This is a genomic window from Streptomyces sp. NPDC058683, from assembly GCF_042716195.1.
Classification (GTDB): domain Bacteria; phylum Actinomycetota; class Actinomycetes; order Streptomycetales; family Streptomycetaceae; genus Streptomyces.
The window spans coordinates 217,618-235,087 of the sequence record NZ_JBHXSK010000011.1; the positions used below are offsets into that span (position 1 = coordinate 217,618).

Genomic DNA, 17,470 nt, shown 5'->3' on the forward strand with positions numbered 1-17,470 from the left:
CTGGAGAAAGGCTTCCGCCATGCACGCCCTGCAGTACGAGCTGACCCTGCCCGCCGACTACGACATGGGCGTCGTCCGTGACCGGGTGGCCCGCATCGGGCATCTGCTCGACGACTGGGACGGCCTCGGCTTCAAGACGTACCTGTTGCGCGAGCGCGGTGTGCACGGCTCGCCGGTCAACCAGTACGCGCCCTTCTACCTCTGGAACACCGTGGAGGGCATGAACCGCTTCCTGTGGGGAGGCGCCTTCCAGGGCCTCGTGAACGACTTCGGGCGGCCCGAGGCACGGCAGTGGTCGGGCCTGGCGTACGAGGAGGGCGGCGCGGCCGATGCGCGGGCGGCCTTAGCGGTCAGGCGGCGGGAGCCGGTACCGGACGGGGCCGAGCTGTCCGGGCTGATGGCGGACGTGGTGCGGGAGACCCGCCGGGTCGCGGGCGAGGACGGCGCCGTGCTGGCGGCGGCGGCTGTGGACACGGCCCGCTGGGAGCTGGTCCACTTCTCGCTCTGGGCGCAGGACGCCCCGAAGGCCGAGGGGGACGTGTTCCAGGTGCTGCACATGTCGGAGCCCGGCCGGGACCGGCTGCCGCGCGGGCGGCAGTGGTGAGCACCGTCCGCACGGTCCTCGGCGACGTGCGGCCCGAGGACCTGGGCGTGTGCGACGCGCACGACCACCTCTTCCTCCGCAGTGCCGCGCTCTCCGGCCAGGAGCTGGACGAAGCGACCGCCGCGCGAGCGGAGCTGTCGGCGTTCCGCGCGGCGGGCGGGGCGAGCGTCGTGCAGTGGACGCCGTACGGGATGGGCCGGCGCGCAGCCGACCTGCCCCTGCTGTCCCGTACCACCGGGGTGCATCTGGTCTGCGCGACCGGGCTGCACCAAGCGGCCCACTACACACCGGAGTTGCTCGACGGGCTGGGCGGGCGGCTCGCCGGCGTCTTCGTCGCCGAGCTGACCGAGGGCATCGGCACGTCCGGGGTGCGGGCCGGTCTGATCAAGGTGGCGGGCGGTTTCCACGGCCTGGACGCGCACGCCCGCCGGACGATGACGGCGGCGGCCGAGGCCCACCACGCGACGGGCGCGCCGATCGCCGTGCACCTGGAGCTGGGCACCGGCGCGCTCGACGTACTGGACCTGCTGTGCGGGGAGTCGGGTGTCCCCGGCGACCGGGTGATCCTCGGCCACCTCAACCGCTCCCCCGACCTCCTCGTCCAGCGGCAGGCCGCCGCCTCCGGCTGCTGGCTGGCCTTCGACGGGCCGTCCCGCGCCCACCACGCCACCGACTGGCGGATGCCGGACGCCGTCCGGGCCCTCGCCGAGGCCGGCTTCGGGGACCGGCTGCTGCTCGGCGGGGACACCGTGGTGGCGGGGGCGCGGTCGGTGGACGGCGGGCCCGGGATGCCGTACCTGCTGCGGCGGATACGGCCGCGGCTGGAGGAGGAGCTGGGTGCGGAGCAGGTACGCCGCGTCCTCGTCGACAACCCGGCCCGGGCCTTCGCCGTCGACTGGCGCTAGCCCACCGAGATGTCGACCGACGGCCGGAGTTTCGCGGCGGCGGACAGGGCCTCGTGGGCCGGGTGGGTGTCGAAGGTGGCCAACAGGGTCTGGTCGGCGGGGAGTTCGGCGTTCGGGTAGGCGATCTGCTCGAAGGACGCCTGGAAACGGGGGCCCCAGCGGCGGGTGCCGAGGCGGGCCGTGCGGGAGCAGTTGTCGACCATGTACGCCACGTCCCGGGCGTGCATGTAGGGCAGCAGCGAGTCGACCGCCTCGATGACGGACTCGTTGACGATCTCGGACCAGGGGTGGCCGCGCTCGGCGAACTCGTCGATCTGCGCCATCATCGTGGCGACGAACACACCGGCGGTGAACGGCTCGACGGACAGCTCCCGTTCGTCCCGCCGGGCGCGGACCCGCTCCCCCGCCGCCCACATCGGCGAACCGCCGATCCGGCTCATCTCCCGCTTCCCGAGCCGCCGTTCGGCCAGGATGACACTGCGCAGCTCGGTGCCGTCGGCCACCTCGTCGTAGATCTCGGCGACGAGTTCACGGGCCGGCCCGTACGTCGCCGTGTACGCGCGGTCGAAGACCTCGCGCCCGGCGGCGTCGAGGTCCTCGCGGACGGCCCGGAGCCCGGCCCGGGAGATCGTCCGGGCGATCGGCCCGGTCACGTTCTCGCAGGACCGCTCGTAGGCCGTCACCTCGTCGTCCCCGGCCAGCCGGTAGTGGCTGTACAGGCTCTCCACGATGCCGTGCACGGCACCGAGCAGGATGGCGCGTTCGCCGACGATGTCGGAGCGGTACTCACTGGCCAGCGTGGTACGGAAGGTGTACGGCGCGCCGAGCGCGACCGACCAGCCGAGGGCGAGGTCGGTGGCCCGGCCGTCCGGGTCGGCGTGCACGGCGAAACTGCTGTTGATCCCGGCGCCGTTGATCTCGGCGCCCTGTTCGTAGAGGCGGCGCACGGAGTCGCCCATGCCCTTCGGACAGACGGCGATCACGCCGTGTCCGGCGGGGAAGTCGCCGCCGGTCTCGCGCAGATGGCCGAGCAGGAAGCCGTGCGAGAGCCCGATGACCGCGCCGGGCTTGAGCACGGCGAAGATCTCCTCGTGGTGGGCGGCGAGCGCGGCGTCGGCGATCAGCAGCAGGAGCAGGTCGCTGTCGGCGGCGACGGCGAGCCAGTCGCCGAGGGTGCCGTTCTCCTCGGTGAAGCCGTGCGCGCGGGCGTCGGCGGCCGAGGCGGAGCCGGGGCGCAGTCCCACCGCGACCGTGACGTCCGTACCGGCGAGGGAGTCGCGCAGGTTGCGCGCCTGGGCGCGGCCCTGGGGTCCCCAGCCGAGGACGCCGATCCTGCCGACCCCGGTGAACGCCTGGGGCAGCAGCGGGAAGAGGTGCCGGCCGCCGCGCAGGATGGTCTCCGTGCCGCCGGGCACGTCCATGGTTTCGAGTGCGAAGACACGGGAGGTGTAAGTGTTCGTCAGGGTCATGGTCGAGTTGTAGGGTCCCGGCGAGCATTGCGGCAAGCGCAACTTTCGCAGCGTACCGTTGCGGATCATGAAAGGACCTGGTCACAGGAGTGCGGGACGACCACCGTGAGCTGCGGCTCTTCCTCCATCTGACGCAGTCGCTGAACTTCGGGCGGACCAGCCTGGAGTGCCATGTCAGCCCGGCGACGCTCACCCGGACCGTCCAGCGGCTGGAGGCCGACCTGGGCCACCGGCTGTTCGACCGGGGCCCGCGCGGGGTGTCCCTGACCGCGGAGGGGCACCGCTTCCGCGATTACGCCGTACGGGCAATGGAGTTGTGGCAGGCCTACCGCGACGAGCATCCCGACCCGGCGGAACTCGTCGGCAGGCTGACGGTGTTCGCCACCGTGACCGCCTGCCAGGCCCTGCTGCCCGACCTGCTGGCGCCGTTCCGGGCCGCACATCCCCAGGTACGGCTCGATCTGCGCACCGGGGACGCCGCGTCCGCGCTGGCCCGGCTCGACGAGGGCGAGGCCGACGTGGCGGTCGCCGGGATCCCGGCGCGGCTGCCGGAGCCCCTGGTCAGCCGGACGGTCACGGTCACCGACCTGGTTCTGGTCACCGCGCGCGACCGCCCGGATCCCGGCCTCGACGGGCCGTTCGTCCTGCCGCACCGCGGCCTGGTGCGCGAGGCGGCCGACCGCTGGTTCCGCGCGCGGGGCGGGCCCGCGGACATCGCCTGCGAACCGGAGGGCCACGAAGCCCTGTTGGCCCTGGTCGCCCTGGGCTGCGGCACGGGTGTGGTGCCGCGGCTGGTGCTGGACCACAGCGCGGTGCGGGACCGGCTGGCGGTGGTGCCGGCCGCTCCGGCGCCGGAGCGGTTCCCGATCGGGTTGTGCGTACGGCGGCCCGATCTGCGGCAGACCCTGGTGGCGGCCCTGTGGAGCCTCACGGCTCAGTGGTAGGCCGTCACTGCAGCGCCCCCAGCGGATCGTCCAGCACCGGCTGCCACGCCAGCTCGGCCGCTCCCACCAGGCTGTTGTGGCTCAGCGTGCACGGCAGGATCGGTACTCCACCGCTCTGGCCCCACAGGCTGCGGTCGGCGACGACGGCACGCAGCCGCTCGGGGTCGGCGTCCAGCAGGGTGCGGTGCAGACCGCCGAGGATGATGCGGTCGGGGTTCAGGATGTTGACCAGGCCGGCCAGGCCCTGGCCGAGGCGGTCGATCAGGGCCTCGGCGGCTCTGCGCACGGTCGGGTCGGCGTACTGGTCGCGGACCAGGTCCTCGGCCTGCCGGAGCAGCGACACCTCGGGGCCGGGTTCGCGGCCCGCCTCGATGAGCAGCGCCAGTGGATCCGCCTCGACGTCCAGGCAGCCCCGGCTGCCGCAGTGGCAGGGGCGGCCCTCGGGGTTGACGGTGAGGTGGCCGACCTCCAGGGCCAGTCCCGAACTCCCCGTGTGCAGACGGCCGTCGAGGACCAGCGCGCCGCCGACGCCCCGGTGCCCGGTGGCCACGCACAGCAGATCGCGGGCGCCCCGGCCCGCGCCGTGCCGGTGCTCGGCGAGTGCGGCGAGGTTCACGTCGTTGCCCGCGAAGGCCGGACCGGTGATCCCGGCCGCGCGCACGCACTCCGCGAAGATCCGGCGCACCGGCGCGCCCACCGGCCAGGCCAGGTGAAGGGGGTTGAGGGCGAGGCCCTCCGGTTCGGCGACGGCGGACGGCACGGCGAGGCCCGCGCCGACGCAGCGCAGGCCGGTGGTGCGGAGCAGGTCGGCGCCCGCCTCCACCACCGAGCCGAGCACCTTGGCCGGGTCGGCGTCGACGGTCTCGCAGCCGGGGGCGGTGGCGACGATCCGGCCGCCCAGGCCGACCAGCGCGGCACGGAAGCCGTCGGCGTGGACCTGTGCGGCGAGGGCGACGGGGCCGTGCTCGGCGACCTCGAGGCGGTGCGAGGGGCGGCCCTGCGAACCGGCCGCGGCGCCCGGGTGCGCGTCGACCGTGATCAGGCCGAGCGCCTCCAGTTCGGCGGCGACGGCGCCGGCCGTGGCCCGGGTGACGCCGAGTTCCGCGGTGAGTACGGCACGGGTGGGGGCTCGGCCGGTGTGCACGAGTTCCAGCGCGGGGCCGAGTGCGCCGCGCCCTCGGTCCAACCGGGGTTTCGAGGTTCCGTTCCCCGTCGCGCCGGGGGCCGCCTTGCCGCTCATGAGAGCGAGTCTCCCATGATCCGTAGTATTGAACGGTGCCGGTGCGTTGTGGCTGGTCGCGCCCACGTGGCGGAGCCGCATGTCGACACAGCCCCGCGCCCCTTCGGGGGCGCTTCAGCTGGGGCACGTCACAGTCCACTGACCCTCAGCGTGACGTTCAGGCGGCCGGTCAGGCCCAGCTCCGAGGGCGCCGTGCCCGGGTACACCCGCGGCACCCCGTGATAGGCGAGCCGCGACTCTCCCCCGAAGACGAACAGGTCCCCCGACCGCAGCTCCACATCCGTGTACGGCTTCGCCCTGGTGTCCGTGTTCCCGAAGCGGAACACGCACGTGTCCCCCAGGCTCAGCGACACCACCGGCGCGTCCGACTTCTCGTCGGCGTCCCGGTGCATGCCCATCCTCGCGTCGGCGTCGTAGAAATTGATCAGTGCGATGTCGTACGACAATCCACCCACCGCCTGTGGGCCCAGCGCGTCGGTCACCGCGCGGCGGGCCAGTTCGTCCAGCCAGGCCGGGAAGGGCTTGACGGGCGTGAGGTCGCCGTCGACGACGGTGCGGGCGTAGGCGTACGGGTACCAGTGCCAGCCCAGGCAGACCTGGCGGGCGGTCATGGTGCCGCCCTGCGGAGTGCGGACCGTGCGCAGTCCGGCGGGTGGCCGGGCCCACTCCCGGCAGGCTTCCAGCAGCTCACGCTGCCGCCCCGCGCTCAGCCAGTCGGGGACGTGCACGGCGCCCGGCGCGACCTGGGCGCACGCCCTCGGGAACAACTCGTCCTCCATGCCCCCCATCCTGCCCGACCGGGTCTGAGCTGCGGCTCCGCTAGCCTGGACACACGATGAGCGACCGTATGACGACTGCGTGGGGCGAGTACGAGCTGTCCCGCTTCCCCCAGGATCCGAGCGACCGGCTGCGTGCCTGGGACGCCTCCGACGCGTATCTGCTGAGGCATCTGGCCGAGGAACGGACCGGGCTGTCCGGCACGGTCGTGGTGCTCGGCGACCGGTGGGGCGCGCTGGTCACCGCGCTGGCGGAACACCGGCCGACGCAGATCACCGACTCGTACCTGAGCCAGGAGGCGACCCGGGCGAACCTGGCGCGCGCGGGTGTCGAGACGGGTGCGGTGCAGCTGCTCACCACCCAGGACCCGCCGCCGGAGCGGGTGGACGTGCTGCTGGTGCGGGTGCCGAAGAGCCTGGCGCTGCTGGAGGACCAGCTGCTCAGACTGGCGCCCGCCGTGCACGCGGACACGGTCGTGATCGGCACCGGCATGGTGAAGGAGATCCATACGTCGACGCTGCGGCTGTTCGAGCGGATCCTCGGCCCGACCCGTACCTCGCCGGCCGAGCAGAAGGCCCGGCTGATCCACTGCGTCCCGGACCCGTCGCTTCGGCGGCCGGTGAACCCGTGGCCGTACAGCTACGAGCTCCCGGACGGGATCGGCACGGTCTCCGGGCGTACGGTCGTCAATCACGCGGGGGTCTTCTGCGCCGACCGGCTCGACATCGGCACCCGGTTCTTCCTCGGCCATCTGCCCGGGGGCGGGCGCCGGATCGTGGACCTGGGGTGCGGCAACGGGGTCGTCGGGACGGCGGTGGCGCTGGCCGATCCGACGGCCGAGGTGCTGTTCGTCGACGAGTCGTTCCAGGCGGTGGCCTCGGCGGAGGCCACCTACAAGGCCAACGGGGTGCCCGGGCATGCCGAGTTCCGGGTCGGGGACGGACTGGCCGGGGTGGCGGCCGGGAGCGTGGACGTGGTGCTGAACAACCCGCCGTTCCACTCCCACCAGGCGACCACCGACGCGACGGCGTGGCGGATGTTCACCGGGGCGAAGCACGCGCTGCGGCCGGGCGGCGAGCTGTGGGTGGTGGGCAACCGCCACCTGGGCTATCACGTGAAGCTGCGCCGGCTGTTCGGCAACAGCCAACTGGTCGCGAGCGACCCGAAGTTCGTGGTGCTGAAGGCGGTCAAGCGGGGGTAGTGCCCAGGACGCCGATGATCCGCGTGACCTCCCGGGCCATCGCCTCCCTGCCGACGCCGAGGTACTTGCGGGAGTCGACCGCCTCGGGGTGGTCCGCGAGGAAGCGCCGGATCGCGGCGGTCATCGCCATGTTGAGCGCCGTGCCGACGTTGACCTTGGCGATGCCGCCGGCGACCGCGGCGACCAGGCCGTCGTCCGGGACTCCGGAGGAGCCGTGCAGGACGAGCGGTACGGGCACGGCGGCGGACAGACGGGTGAGCAGACCGTGGTCGAGGGCCGCGGTGCGGGTGGTCATGGCGTGCGCGCTGCCGATCGCCACGGCCAGCGCGTCGACCCCGGTGCCGGTGACGAAGGCTCGTGCCTCCCCGGGATCGGTGCGGGCGCCGGGCGCGTGCGCGTCCACCGGCGGGCGGCCGTCCTTGCCGCCGACCTCGCCCAACTCGGCCTCGATCCACAGGCCTTGGCCATGCGCCCAGTCGACGGCCGCCGCGGTCGCGGCGAGGTTCTCGGCGTACGGCAGCCGGGAGGCGTCGTACATCACGGAGCTGAAGCCGGCTCCGGGCGCCTGCCGGAGCAGCTCGTCGCTCTGGACGTGGTCGAGGTGCAACGCGACGGGCACACGGGCCCGTTCGGCGGCCGCGGTGGCGGCGCGGGCGAGCGGGAGCAGCCGTCCGTAGCGGAACTTGACGGCGTTCTCGCTGACTTGGAGGACCACGGGCGATCCGGCCGCCTCGGCGCCGGTGACGACGGCCTCCACATGTTCCAGGGTGATGACGTTGAACGCGGCGACGGCGGACCGGGCCTCGGCGGCCCGGGTCAGCAGCTCACCGGTGGCTGTGAGCGGCACGGTCACGCCTCCCCGGACGGGGCGAGGATCACCGACCGGGTGAGGTGGCGTGGCCGGTCGGGGTCGAGGCCCCGGGCGGCGGCGACGGCGACCGCGAGGCGCTGGGCGCGGACGAGTTCGGCGAGCGGGTCGAGGGCGCCCTCGATCCACAGTCCCCCGGTGGCGCGGACCTGTTCGGCGAGTCCGGCGGGCGCCGGGCCGAGCGTCCAGGTGGCCGTGGAGCGGGTGGTGATGCTGATCGGGCCGTGCCGGTACTCCATCGCCGGGTAGGCCTCGGTCCAGGACAGTGAGGCCTCGCGCATCTTCAGCCCGGCCTCGTTGGCGAGTCCGACGGTCCAGCCGCGGCCCAGGAAGGTGAACTGCGTGCACTCGACGAGCCCTGTCGGCAAGGGAGTGGAGAGCGCGGTGCGGGCGTCGGCGACCACCGCGTCGGTGTGCAGGCCGAGGTGGGCGCGCAGGAGGGTGAGGGCACTGGTCGCGAACCGGGTCTGGACGACGGAGCGTTCGTCCGCGAAGTCCAGGACGACGAGGTCGTCGGCGGCCCGCAGCACAGGGGTGTCGGGGTCGGCGGTGACCGCGACGGTGCGCACACGCCCCTTCAACTTCCCCAGCAGGTCGAGTACTTCGGTGGTGGTGCCGGACCGGGTCAGGGCGAGCACCCGGTCGTAGTCGCGCCCGTGCGGGAACTCCGAAGCGGGGAACGCGTCCGTCTCGCCCTGCCCCGCCGACTCGCGCAGCACGGCGGCCGCCTGGGCCATGAAGTACGAGGTGCCGCACCCGACGATCGCGACCCGTTCCCCCGCCGCCGGCAGCACCCCCGCGTGCCGCCCGGCCTCTTCCTCGGCCCGTATCCAGCACTCGGGCTGGCTGGACAGCTCGTCCTCGACATGCGTCATACCGCACCCTCCCCGGATTTGATTGTTCTTGCAAGATAAAGGCACCTTTCGAGCACAATCAAGCATTCAGTCGAAGACGAGGTGGGTTAGGGTCGCCGGGAGATCGAGGAACGGAGGCGGCTGATGTCGCGCGACGCCCGCTGGAAGGCGCTGCTCGAGCTGCTCGTCGAGCGCGGCCGGCTGGAGGTCGAGGAGGCGGCGGCCGAGCTGGCGGTGTCGGCGGCGACGATCCGCCGGGACCTCGACCAGCTGGCCGAGCAGCAGATGCTGGTGCGCACCCGGGGCGGGGCGGTGGTGCACGGGGTGTCGTACGAACTGCCGTTGCGCTACAAGACCGCCCGGCGGGCCTCGGAGAAGCAGCGGATCGCCAAGGCGGTGGCGGAACTGGTGGTGCCGGGCGAGGCGGTGGGGCTGACCGGCGGGACGACCACCACGGAGGTGGCCCGCGCCCTGGCCGTGCGCGGCGACCTCGCCACCGGCACGCCGGCGCTGACGGTCGTCACCAACGCGCTCAACATCGCCAACGAGCTGGCCGTGCGGCCCCAGTTCAAGATCGTGGTGACGGGCGGGGTGGCGCGCCCGCAGTCGTACGAGCTCATCGGGCCGCTCGCGGACGGTGTGCTGGGTCAGATCACCCTCGATGTGGCGGTGCTCGGGGTGGTCGCCTTCGACGTCGTGCACGGGGCCGCGGCCCACGACGAGGCGGAGGCGGCGATCAACCGGCTGCTGTGCGAGCGCGCCACCCGCGTGATCGTCGCCGCCGACTCCAGCAAGCTGGGCGGGCGGGCGTTCGCCCGGATCTGCGCGGCTGAACTGGTGGACACGCTGGTGACGGACACGGCGGCGACGCCGGAGGTGGTACGCCCGTTCGAGGAGGCGGGGATCCGGGTCATGACCGTGTGACCCGGTCGCGGGACCTGTCGGACACCGCGAGTGTCCGCGCCGAGCCGGATACCGCCGGTGTCCGCGCCGAGTCACATACCGCTGGTGTCCGCGCTGACGAAGCCCGCGCCGCGCTGGTCGTTGCAGCCGAACACGGGCCGGTCGGCCGGGTCGGGCCAGCTCTGGTGGGCCTGGAGGGCGACGCTCACCAGGGTCAGCAGCAGATCGACGTCGCTCGCGGCGTCGAGTCGTATGGTCACCCACTGCGAGCCCGGGACGATGCGGATCGCCCCCGTGCTCTTGAGGTCCTTGGCGAAGTGCCGGATGGCATGGGTGGTGAGACGCAGGTCCACATCGCGTTCCGAGTGGAAGTGCGCGATCTCGCCCTGCGACGAACTCACGGCCTGACCCAGACCACAGCTCGGTACCGCCTGGGTCAGGTCGGGCCAGGTCGCCAGTTGCGCAAGAGCGCGCGAGGCCAACGTCATGGGGCCATCATGGACCGCTCACTCTCCGGTAACCAACCAGCGAGCAGTTATTAACCGAGCTGTTGCCGGACTCTGTCCGAACACAGACCCCTGGAACGAGTGAATATCCGCAGGATTTCAGCGGTTCGAGGGACGGAAGGTACCTATCGGACGCGAGGGACGGGCGTGGTCAACGTCACGTTTTACACACGCCTGACGCCGGTCGCCGCGAACGCGTCGGCGGCCGCGAGGTCGAAGTCCCCGTGGTCGCTGCCGAGGCCCTGGGCGACCAGTGCCGCCACGGCGTTGCCGAGCACGGCGGACTCCTGCGGGCTGCGGCCCAGCCCGATGCCGTAGACGAAGCCGGCGGAGAAGGCGTCGCCGCAGCCCGTGGTGTCCACCACGTCGATCTCGAAGGCGGGGACGGCCTCGGTGCCCTCCGCGGTGACCAGCAGCGCGCCGTCAGCACCACGGGTGACCGCGACCAGCCCGGCTCCGGCGCCGACCAGCTTCTTCGCGCCGGCGACCAGATCGTCCTCGCCGGAGAAGCCCAGCACCTGGTCGTCGTTGGGGAGGAGGTGGTCGACGTACGGCAGTGCCGCCGCGATCTGCTCGAAGCTCCCGAGCACACCGGGCGCGAGCAGGTCCACGGAGGTCGTCACACCGTGCTCCTTGGCGAAGTGCAGGATGCGCGCGGCGACCTCGACGCCGATCAACTCCGGTCCGCCGAGGTGGAGATGGCCGGCCTCGGCGAGTGCGTCCCAGGGCACGTCGTCGACGCCGTAGGTGATGTTGGCGCCGAGCAGATGGAGGGAGGGCCGGTCGCCGTTGGGGCGGATGGGCAGCACGCTCGCCGAGGTGGCGGTGTCGGTACGGCGGACGAGGAACCCGGTGTCGATTCCGGCCTTGGCCAGCAGCTGCACGAGCATGTCGCCGGTCGCGTCGTCACCGACGGCCCCGGCGCTCTGCACGGTGGCACCGAGCTTGGCCAGGCTGAGCGCGGTGCCACCGGCGGTCCCGGCGGCCGTCATCCTGATGTCCTCGACCAGCGTGGCGCCCTGCCCCTCGGGTATCGCGTCCACCGGCCGCACCAGCACGTCCAGCACGTGCACGCCCATCGTGACGACCCTCATGGCTTGCCCTCCTCCAGGGATTGGGTGGTGCCGTAGTTACGTGCGATCGCGGCCTCGATCACCGCGTGTTGCTGCTGCTCGTCGAGGACGCGGGGTGTTCCGATCGCCGCCGCGTGCTGGTAGACACCGCAGGCCCACTCGAGCAACAGGGCGTTCTCGACGGCCTTGTCGAGGGTCGGGCCGACGGTGACCGAGCCGTGGTTGGCCATGAGGGCGGCACTGCGGCCGTCGAGCGCGGCGAGGACCGACTCGGCGAGTTCCGGGGTGCCGAAGGTGGCGTACGGCGCCACCCGCACGGTGCCGCCCAGGGCGAGCAACTGGTAGTGGATACAGGGCAGTTCGTCGAGAACGCAGGAGAGGGCGGTGGCCATCGGCGCGTGGGTGTGGACGACCGCGCCGGCGCCGTGGCGCCGGTGGACCCCGAGATGCAGGTCGAGTTCGGAGGTCGGTTGCAGGGTCCCTGCGACGGCCTTTCCGTCGAGGTCGACCACCGTCACCTGCTCCGCGGTGAGTCGGGCGAGGACCGCCCCGGTCGCGGTGACCGCGACCCGGTCCCCCACCCGCACGCTGACGTTTCCCGCCGTGCCGATGAGCAGGCCCGCCGCTCCCAGACGACGACAGGCGTCCGCCACCGCGGCCCGCTCCTGGACCAGCGCGGAGCTTGAGTCCGTCATGGCCGCGACGGTAACGTAAACCTGAACCAAAGTCACGTTCAGATTCAGGAGCCGTGGGTGACCGAGCCGACCGCCGAAGAGACCGGGGTCGTCCTGCGCCGGACACCCCAACAGGCCCGCAGCAGAGCCCGGTTGGCACGGGTACTGAAGGCCGCGGAGCGCGTTCTGGTCACCGAGGGCGTGCAGGCGCTGACCACGACCCGGGTCGCGGCGGAGGCCAAGGTGTCGGTCGGCTCGCTGTACCAGTACCTGCCCGACCGGGACGCGATCATCGACGCGCTGGCGGCGACGTACTTCTCCCGGCTCGAAGAGGTGATGGACGACCTCGTCCGCGCCGCGGCCACCGAGCGGTGGGACGACCCGGTCGGCGTGCTCATCGACGGCTTCGCCGCGCTCTACCGCGCCGAACACGGCTTCCGGGCCCTGTGGTTCGGCAACGGCCTGACCGACCGGACCCGGGAGGCGGACCGCGAGCACAAGCGCCGGATGGCCGACGGGGTACGCCGGACCCTGCTCGCGCTCGGGGTCGTCGGCGACACGGAGGCGCTCGGCCGGGCCTGCCAGGCCGCCGTCCTCGCCGCCGACGCCCTCGCCCAGGAGGCCTTCCGCCGCGACCCCGAGGGCGACGCGGCCCTCCTTGAGGAGGCGAAGCTGATGCTGCGCGGCTACCTGGCGGCGATAACGGAGCGCCATGGGAACGCCTGAACGGGTACGGCCGACGGGCACGACGGCCGTACCCGAAGGCCGGCCGCATCCGAGGAGAAGGCCTAGCTCGCCGGCGAACCCTTGGCGGGTCCGGCGGCGCACAGGGCGTGGTCGACGAGGGTGCCCGTGGCGCGGTTGAGGGCGGCCAGGTCCGGCGGTGCGGTCGTGGTGGTGAGGGAGATCGTCACCGCGCGCCTGCCGTCCGCACTCACCGCGGGGCGGGTGTTGACGCCGGCCCCGTCGCCCTCGTGGGCGTAGTAGTAACCGCCGCAGGAGAGCGGGATCTTGCGCAGCCCGAGGCCGTACGTCCCCTCCGGCATCTCGGCCACGTCCTCCGGGTCGTCGGTCCGCTCGACGGTCTGCCGCATCTCACGCCACTGCGCGGCGGGCAGCAGCTTCCCGCCTGCGAGCGCCCGGAAGAAGGTGTTCAGGTCGGCGGTGGTGCTCACCACACCGGAGTCCGCGGTGTGCTGGAGGCTGTGCTCGGTGACGTCGAGACTCTTGCCGTCGGCGCCGGTCAGATACGCGTTCACATGCGGGTCGGGCAGATGCGGGTCGAGCCCGGGAACGGAGGTGTCCCGCAGTCCCAGCCTGGCGATCACCCGGCGCTCGACCAGTTCGTCCCAGGGTGCGCCGCCGGCCTTCTCCGCGATCATCGCGGCCAGCAGGTAGTTGGTGTTGGAGTACGCCCAGCGGGTGGCCCCGCCCGGCTGGGGTACGAAGGCCGGCGGGTGCTTCATCGCCACCGCGACCAGGTCGGCCGCGGGCGTGGTGTCGTAGCGGTTCTCGTCGAAGTGGTTGATCAGCCGGTCCTGGATCTCCGGGTCGTCGATGTAGTCGTACAGACCGCTGGTCTGGCGGAGCAGGTCGCGGACGGTGATCCGGCTGCCGTCGTTGCCGTGGCCCGCGACCACCCCCGGCAGCCAGTGCTCGACGGTGTCGTCCAGCGACAGCCGCTTCTCCGCCGCGAGTTGCAGGACCACGGTCGCCACGAACGTCTTCGTGGTGCTCGCCACCCGGAAGTGCGCGTTCCACGGGATCGGGGCCGACGAGCCGGCGGTCCGGGTGCCGATGCGCGCCATGAGCGGTGCGCCGTGCGGTCCGTCGACCCTGGCCAGCACGTTCACGTCGCCGCCCCCGGCCTTCCGCACCGCCGCCAGGTCCCGCCGGAGCTGGTCCTGGCCGTAGGAGGGTCCCGGCGCCGGGTGCCCGGCGGTGGCGGCGGTCGCGGCCGTGGGTGCGGCCAGCGCGAGCAGCGCTGCGGTCAGTACGGCGGCCCCGGTCTTCCTGGACGGCGGCATCTTCATGGTCGAATCCCCCGGTGCTGTGGGTCCTGTGCGGTGACGATCACCAGCCAACCGGATCCACGAGCGCCTGAGGATGGGGCTGCCCTCCGAATGAGGGGTGTACGCAGACCCCCTACGAGCCGCGCCCGCATGCTTCCCCGGGCGCGGCGCCGGCTGAACCTCCTGAGCTGTCCCTGCGTATGAATCCCGTAGGGACAGCTCCGGTCTCTGCCACGGGACGAAGGAGAGCACAGTGCCCACACCGCCGACGTCCGACGCACCGGACGACCGCGCCGCGCTGGAGCCCATCCGCGTGCTGCGCCCGCGCAACACCGACGCGCTGGCCCAGCTGCTCGACGACATACGCCAGGACAAGAACTACCGCAGCCACGCAACCGTGGCCGCACCCGTCCCACACGCCCCGACCGACGGCGAGACAGCGGAACTCCCACCTGTCCCCGGCGGCAGGACGGAGGAACTCCCCGCATCCGGCGGCGGCACACGCCGGCCGCATCCGGTGGACCAACCGCGCCTGGGGCCAGGACAGCGCCGGGCGGCCGTGTCGATCGGGGTCGCCGCGGCGGCCGTCGTCGGCTTCGGCTGCTCTCTCCTGATCCCCAGCCCTACCGCGGCCACCCCTACCGTTCCCTCGGCTAGCGCGTCGGCCGCCCCGACATCGGCCGCCCCGACGTCCGCTGCCCCGAGCGCGGTCGGGGTCGCCGACGTCCTGGCCAACCCCGGCTTCGAGTCGGGCGGTCTCTCCCCGTGGAGCTGTGCCGGCAACCCGGGCTCGATCGTTTCCTCACCCGTCCACGCGGGCTCCAAAGCCCTCCAGGGGACGGTGAGTTCGAGCGACACCGCGCAGTGCACCCAGACCGTCGCGGTACGGCCGAACACCACCTACTCACTCCACGGCTGGGTCCGCGGCTCCAACGTCTACCTGGGCGTGAACGGCGGCGCCTCCACCTGGACCACTTCCCCCTCCGGATACAGCCCACTGACCGTCTCCTTCACTACAGGCGCCTCCCAGACCAGCGCGACGATCTACGTGCACGGCTGGTACGCACAGGGCAGCTACTACGCCGACGACATCACCCTGACCGGGCCCGGTGGCGGCGGTCAGACCTGAGAGCCGACGGTAGTCAGCTTGTCCTTGGCGCCCGAGCCGCGAGCACGGATGCGCTCCCGTCCTCGCTGCCGGAGCCGTCGTTGCTCGCGTAACTCATCCACTTCAGGAACCAGTTGGTTGATGAGTTCGTCCAGGGCAGGTTCGGGCGTACCAGTCGGCTCCGGGTCGCGCAAACACACCCCCACGCATCTCACGACCGATGGCCGACGGTCTCGTCAGACGGCCTTGACGACGGTGCCGGTGCCTTCGAGCGCGGTGACCTCGTCGACGGGTGCTGTGGTGTCGGTGACGAGGGTGTGCAGGAGTGTGGAGGGACCGACGTAGGCGTAGGCGGTGTGGCCGAGCTTGCTGCCGTCGGCGGCGACGATGATGCGGCGCGTGGAGGCGATGCCGGCCTTCTTCACGGCCGCGTCGTCGAGGTCGTAGGCGGTCAGACCCTCGGCCGCGCTGAGACCGCAGCATCCCATGACGGCAGTGTCGAAGCGCAGTGCCGCCAGGGACGCGAGGGTGAGGGGACCGGTGAGGGCCCCCTCCGCTGCCCGAGGCTGCCCGCCGGGCACCATCAGCGTGGCCGGGCCCGAGCCCTCGCCGAGTACGTGGATGGCCTGCAACGACAGGGGCATCACGGTGACCGGCCGCCGGCGCAGCAGGTGGGCGATCTCCAGGCAGGTGGTGCCGCTGTCGAGGAGGACGGTCTCGCCGTCGGCGATGAGCGAGGACACCTCGGCGGCGATGCGGCGCTTGGCGTCGACGGCCTCGTGAGCGCGCAGCGCGAAGGGCGGTTCCTCACCTCTGAGCAGCAGGGTGCGCGCCCCGCCGCGGACCCGCTCCAGAACGCCGTGCGCGGCCAGCGCATCGAGGTCGCGCCGGATGGTCATCTCGGAGGCGCCGGTCAGTTCGGCGAGTTCCTGGACGGTGGCCCTTCCCGTCTCCCTGACGGCCTGCACGATCATCCCGTGCCGGTCTGCGTTGCTCATACCGCGATTGAACACCACACGAAACGAACATTCAATGTGTGCGAAAGGACAGTATTCAATCGCTCAAAGCGTTCGTTACGGTGGTTGCCATGAATGATTCGCTTCGAGCCGCCCGTGTAGCGACCTTCGTCTACTTCAGTCTGTGCGGCACTCTGATGGGCACCTGGGTGGTGAACATCCCCGCCGTCGAGGAACGCGTGGGCATCAGTCACGCGACGCTCGGTGGACTGCTGGTGCTGCTGGGGCTGGGAGCCTTCATCGGTATGCAGGTGGCCGGGCGTCTGACGGACAGGCTCGGGGCGCGCATCGTCGTCCCCGCCACCGGCGTGCTGTGCAGCGCGGCCCTGGTGCTGCCCGGCCTTCCCCGGGAGCCATGGACCCTGGCAGGTGCGCTGCTGGTCTTCGGATTCTGCAACGGCTGCCTGGACGTGAGCATGAACGCCCACGCCGTGCACGTGGAGAAGGCGTACGGCCGGCCCGTCATGTCGGCCTTCCACGCCACGTTCTCGGTCGGCGGCGTCCTCGCCGCGCTCGTCGGAGCGGCTACGGCGAGCGCCGGTCTGAGCCCGGCCGCGGGCATGGCCGCCATGGGAGCCCTGGGTGTCGCGATCGCCCTGGTGTCGGCACGCGCCCTCCTGCCGACCGCACCCACCGCTGCCGGCACCGGCGCCGCGGAGGAGACCGGGCAGACGCCGGCCGTCGAGCGCCGCCGCGGCACCAGCAGGCGCATCTGGATCCTCGCCGTCCTGGCTCTCATGGTCATGCTGTGCGAGGGAGCCGCCAACGACTGGAGTGCGCTGCACCTGAAGGACGTCCTCGGCGCACCCGCGAGCATCGCCGCCTTCGCGTACGGCACCTTCGCGGCGACCATGACCATCGGCCGACTGCTCGCCGACCGCCTCGTCGCCCGGTTCGGGTCCATGGCGATCCTGCGCTACGGCGCGGCGACGGCTGCCGTCGGGATCACGATCGTGACCGTCTCCCCGTGGATATGGGCCGCGTTCGCGGGGTGGGCGCTGTTCGGTCTGGGGCTGTCCGGCTGTGTCCCGCAGTTGTTCAGCGCGGCCGGGCACGCCGACCCCTCCGCCGCGGGGGCCAATGTCTCCCGGGTCGCCGGGCTCGGCTACGTCGGCATGCTCGCCGGCCCCGCCGCCATCGGCTGGCTGACCCACCTCGTCGCCCTGAACCACGCCTTCGTCCTGCTGATCCTGCTGTGTGCGATCACCGCCGTGGCCGCCGGGATCCTGCGCACCGGATCCGACCGCACGCACGAGATGGCACACAGCAGCCACTGACCGCCTGTGCGGCACGGCTCACTCCGTGCCGCACAGGCT

17 protein-coding genes and 2 pseudogenes are annotated in these 17,470 nt (G+C 72.4%); 8 read left to right on the top strand and 11 right to left on the bottom strand.

Features of this window, described 5'->3' with window-relative positions:
• The first annotated feature begins 19 nt into the window (after window positions 1-19).
• Window positions 20-604, top strand: a complete 585-nt coding sequence (locus tag ACFWXC_RS14680; protein ID WP_384478432.1) for a DUF4865 family protein — start codon at window positions 20-22, stop codon at window positions 602-604.
• The gene (locus tag ACFWXC_RS14685) at window positions 601-1,509 is read left to right on the top strand and encodes a phosphotriesterase (RefSeq protein WP_384478435.1); all 909 of its coding nucleotides are present in this window, start codon (window positions 601-603) and stop codon (window positions 1,507-1,509) included. Before ACFWXC_RS14680 ends, ACFWXC_RS14685 begins: the two co-directional genes overlap by 4 nt.
• On the opposite strand, the gene ACFWXC_RS14690 is transcribed toward ACFWXC_RS14685, so the two are convergent.
• Window positions 1,506-2,978 carry a ketol-acid reductoisomerase gene (locus ACFWXC_RS14690; protein WP_384478438.1) on the bottom strand — a complete coding sequence of 491 codons (1,473 nt, stop codon included), beginning with the start codon at window positions 2,976-2,978 and terminating at the stop codon, window positions 1,506-1,508. The two genes, ACFWXC_RS14685 and ACFWXC_RS14690, sit on opposite strands and share 4 nt — an antisense overlap.
• An 89-nt stretch (window positions 2,979-3,067) precedes the next feature.
• Here ACFWXC_RS14690 and ilvY point away from each other — a divergent pair, with 89 nt between their 5' ends.
• Complete coding sequence (gene ilvY, locus ACFWXC_RS14695) at window positions 3,068-3,922, top strand: HTH-type transcriptional activator IlvY (protein WP_384478441.1); 855 nt, start codon at window positions 3,068-3,070, stop codon at window positions 3,920-3,922.
• A 4-nt stretch (window positions 3,923-3,926) separates the two neighbouring features.
• Here the strand turns inward: ilvY and ACFWXC_RS14700 are convergent, their stop codons facing one another.
• Both ACFWXC_RS14700 and ACFWXC_RS14705 read right to left on the bottom strand, forming a co-directional pair.
• Window positions 3,927-5,162, bottom strand: coding sequence for an ROK family protein (locus ACFWXC_RS14700; RefSeq protein WP_384478444.1), 1,236 nt, complete (start codon window positions 5,160-5,162; stop codon window positions 3,927-3,929).
• Between the two features lie 128 nt (window positions 5,163-5,290).
• Complete coding sequence (locus ACFWXC_RS14705) at window positions 5,291-5,941, bottom strand: alpha-ketoglutarate-dependent dioxygenase AlkB family protein (RefSeq protein ID WP_384478447.1); 651 nt, start codon at window positions 5,939-5,941, stop codon at window positions 5,291-5,293.
• A 68-nt stretch (window positions 5,942-6,009) separates the two neighbouring features.
• Between ACFWXC_RS14705 and ACFWXC_RS14710 the strand changes: the two genes are divergently transcribed.
• Window positions 6,010-7,140 (top strand): methyltransferase, encoded by a 1,131-nt coding sequence (locus ACFWXC_RS14710; protein ID WP_384478450.1) that lies wholly within the window; start codon window positions 6,010-6,012, stop codon window positions 7,138-7,140.
• Here the strand turns inward: ACFWXC_RS14710 and ACFWXC_RS14715 are convergent.
• Together ACFWXC_RS14715 and ACFWXC_RS14720 are read right to left on the bottom strand one after the other, a co-directional pair.
• Window positions 7,127-7,987: a ketose-bisphosphate aldolase gene (locus ACFWXC_RS14715; protein ID WP_384478453.1), complete on the bottom strand. Its 861-nt coding sequence runs from the start codon at window positions 7,985-7,987 to the stop codon at window positions 7,127-7,129. The genes ACFWXC_RS14710 and ACFWXC_RS14715 overlap by 14 nt on opposite strands.
• A gap of 2 nt (window positions 7,988-7,989) precedes the next feature.
• Window positions 7,990-8,883, bottom strand: a complete 894-nt coding sequence (locus ACFWXC_RS14720) for an SIS domain-containing protein (RefSeq protein WP_384478456.1) — start codon at window positions 8,881-8,883, stop codon at window positions 7,990-7,992.
• Window positions 8,884-9,006: 123 nt separating this feature from the next.
• Here ACFWXC_RS14720 and ACFWXC_RS14725 point away from each other — a divergent pair, with 123 nt between their 5' ends.
• Window positions 9,007-9,786 (top strand): DeoR/GlpR family DNA-binding transcription regulator, encoded by a 780-nt coding sequence (locus ACFWXC_RS14725; RefSeq protein ID WP_384478459.1) that lies wholly within the window; start codon window positions 9,007-9,009, stop codon window positions 9,784-9,786.
• 71 nt (window positions 9,787-9,857) lie between these two features.
• Here the strand turns inward: ACFWXC_RS14725 and ACFWXC_RS14730 are convergent, their stop codons facing one another.
• The 3 genes from ACFWXC_RS14730 to ACFWXC_RS14740 form a co-directional block, all read right to left on the bottom strand.
• Window positions 9,858-10,253 carry a luciferase family protein gene (locus tag ACFWXC_RS14730; RefSeq protein WP_384478462.1) on the bottom strand — a complete coding sequence of 132 codons (396 nt, stop codon included), beginning with the start codon at window positions 10,251-10,253 and terminating at the stop codon, window positions 9,858-9,860.
• 182 nt (window positions 10,254-10,435) lie between these two features.
• Entirely contained in the window at window positions 10,436-11,365 is a 930-nt protein-coding gene (locus ACFWXC_RS14735; protein ID WP_384478465.1) for a carbohydrate kinase family protein, read from the bottom strand.
• Window positions 11,362-12,039, bottom strand: a complete 678-nt coding sequence (locus ACFWXC_RS14740) for a class II aldolase/adducin family protein (RefSeq protein ID WP_384478467.1) — start codon at window positions 12,037-12,039, stop codon at window positions 11,362-11,364. Before ACFWXC_RS14740 ends, ACFWXC_RS14735 begins: the two co-directional genes overlap by 4 nt.
• 57 nt (window positions 12,040-12,096) lie before the next feature.
• Between ACFWXC_RS14740 and ACFWXC_RS14745 the strand changes: the two genes are divergently transcribed.
• On the top strand, window positions 12,097-12,744 hold the full coding sequence (locus ACFWXC_RS14745; RefSeq protein WP_384478470.1) for a TetR family transcriptional regulator: 648 nt from the start codon (window positions 12,097-12,099) through the stop codon (window positions 12,742-12,744).
• Window positions 12,745-12,806: 62 nt separating this feature from the next.
• Here the strand turns inward: ACFWXC_RS14745 and ACFWXC_RS14750 are convergent, their stop codons facing one another.
• Window positions 12,807-14,051, bottom strand: coding sequence for a serine hydrolase domain-containing protein (locus ACFWXC_RS14750; protein WP_384478473.1), 1,245 nt, complete (start codon window positions 14,049-14,051; stop codon window positions 12,807-12,809).
• 589 nt (window positions 14,052-14,640) lie between these two features.
• Between ACFWXC_RS14750 and ACFWXC_RS14755 the strand changes: the two are divergent.
• A pseudogene (locus tag ACFWXC_RS14755) lies at window positions 14,641-15,150 on the top strand (carbohydrate binding domain-containing protein); the annotation flags it as partial.
• 17 nt (window positions 15,151-15,167) lie between these two features.
• Here the strand turns inward: ACFWXC_RS14755 and ACFWXC_RS14760 are convergent.
• Both ACFWXC_RS14760 and ACFWXC_RS14765 read right to left on the bottom strand, forming a co-directional pair.
• Window positions 15,168-15,332, bottom strand: a pseudogene (locus ACFWXC_RS14760) (ISAzo13 family transposase); the annotation flags it as partial.
• Window positions 15,333-15,374: 42 nt separating this feature from the next.
• Entirely contained in the window at window positions 15,375-16,136 is a 762-nt protein-coding gene (locus ACFWXC_RS14765; protein WP_384478476.1) for a DeoR/GlpR family DNA-binding transcription regulator, read from the bottom strand.
• Window positions 16,137-16,225: 89 nt separating this feature from the next.
• Between ACFWXC_RS14765 and ACFWXC_RS14770 the strand changes: the two genes are divergently transcribed.
• Window positions 16,226-17,431 (top strand): MFS transporter, encoded by a 1,206-nt coding sequence (locus ACFWXC_RS14770; RefSeq protein ID WP_384478478.1) that lies wholly within the window; start codon window positions 16,226-16,228, stop codon window positions 17,429-17,431.
• The last annotated feature ends 39 nt before the right edge of the window (window positions 17,432-17,470 follow it).

Coding starts and splice junctions, on each gene's coding strand:
- ACFWXC_RS14680 (WP_384478432.1), top strand. CDS start 20: ATGCACGCCCTGCAGTACGAGCTGACCCTGCCCGCCGACTACGACATG.
- ACFWXC_RS14690 (WP_384478438.1), bottom strand. CDS start 2,978: ATGACCCTGACGAACACTTACACCTCCCGTGTCTTCGCACTCGAAACC.
- ACFWXC_RS14700 (WP_384478444.1), bottom strand. CDS start 5,162: ATGAGCGGCAAGGCGGCCCCCGGCGCGACGGGGAACGGAACCTCGAAA.
- ACFWXC_RS14705 (WP_384478447.1), bottom strand. CDS start 5,941: ATGGAGGACGAGTTGTTCCCGAGGGCGTGCGCCCAGGTCGCGCCGGGC.
- ACFWXC_RS14710 (WP_384478450.1), top strand. CDS start 6,010: ATGACGACTGCGTGGGGCGAGTACGAGCTGTCCCGCTTCCCCCAGGAT.
- ACFWXC_RS14720 (WP_384478456.1), bottom strand. CDS start 8,883: ATGACGCATGTCGAGGACGAGCTGTCCAGCCAGCCCGAGTGCTGGATA.
- ACFWXC_RS14725 (WP_384478459.1), top strand. CDS start 9,007: ATGTCGCGCGACGCCCGCTGGAAGGCGCTGCTCGAGCTGCTCGTCGAG.
- ACFWXC_RS14730 (WP_384478462.1), bottom strand. CDS start 10,253: ATGACGTTGGCCTCGCGCGCTCTTGCGCAACTGGCGACCTGGCCCGAC.
- ACFWXC_RS14735 (WP_384478465.1), bottom strand. CDS start 11,365: ATGAGGGTCGTCACGATGGGCGTGCACGTGCTGGACGTGCTGGTGCGG.
- ACFWXC_RS14740 (WP_384478467.1), bottom strand. CDS start 12,039: ATGACGGACTCAAGCTCCGCGCTGGTCCAGGAGCGGGCCGCGGTGGCG.
- ACFWXC_RS14750 (WP_384478473.1), bottom strand. CDS start 14,051: ATGAAGATGCCGCCGTCCAGGAAGACCGGGGCCGCCGTACTGACCGCA.
- ACFWXC_RS14765 (WP_384478476.1), bottom strand. CDS start 16,136: ATGAGCAACGCAGACCGGCACGGGATGATCGTGCAGGCCGTCAGGGAG.
- ACFWXC_RS14770 (WP_384478478.1), top strand. CDS start 16,226: ATGAATGATTCGCTTCGAGCCGCCCGTGTAGCGACCTTCGTCTACTTC.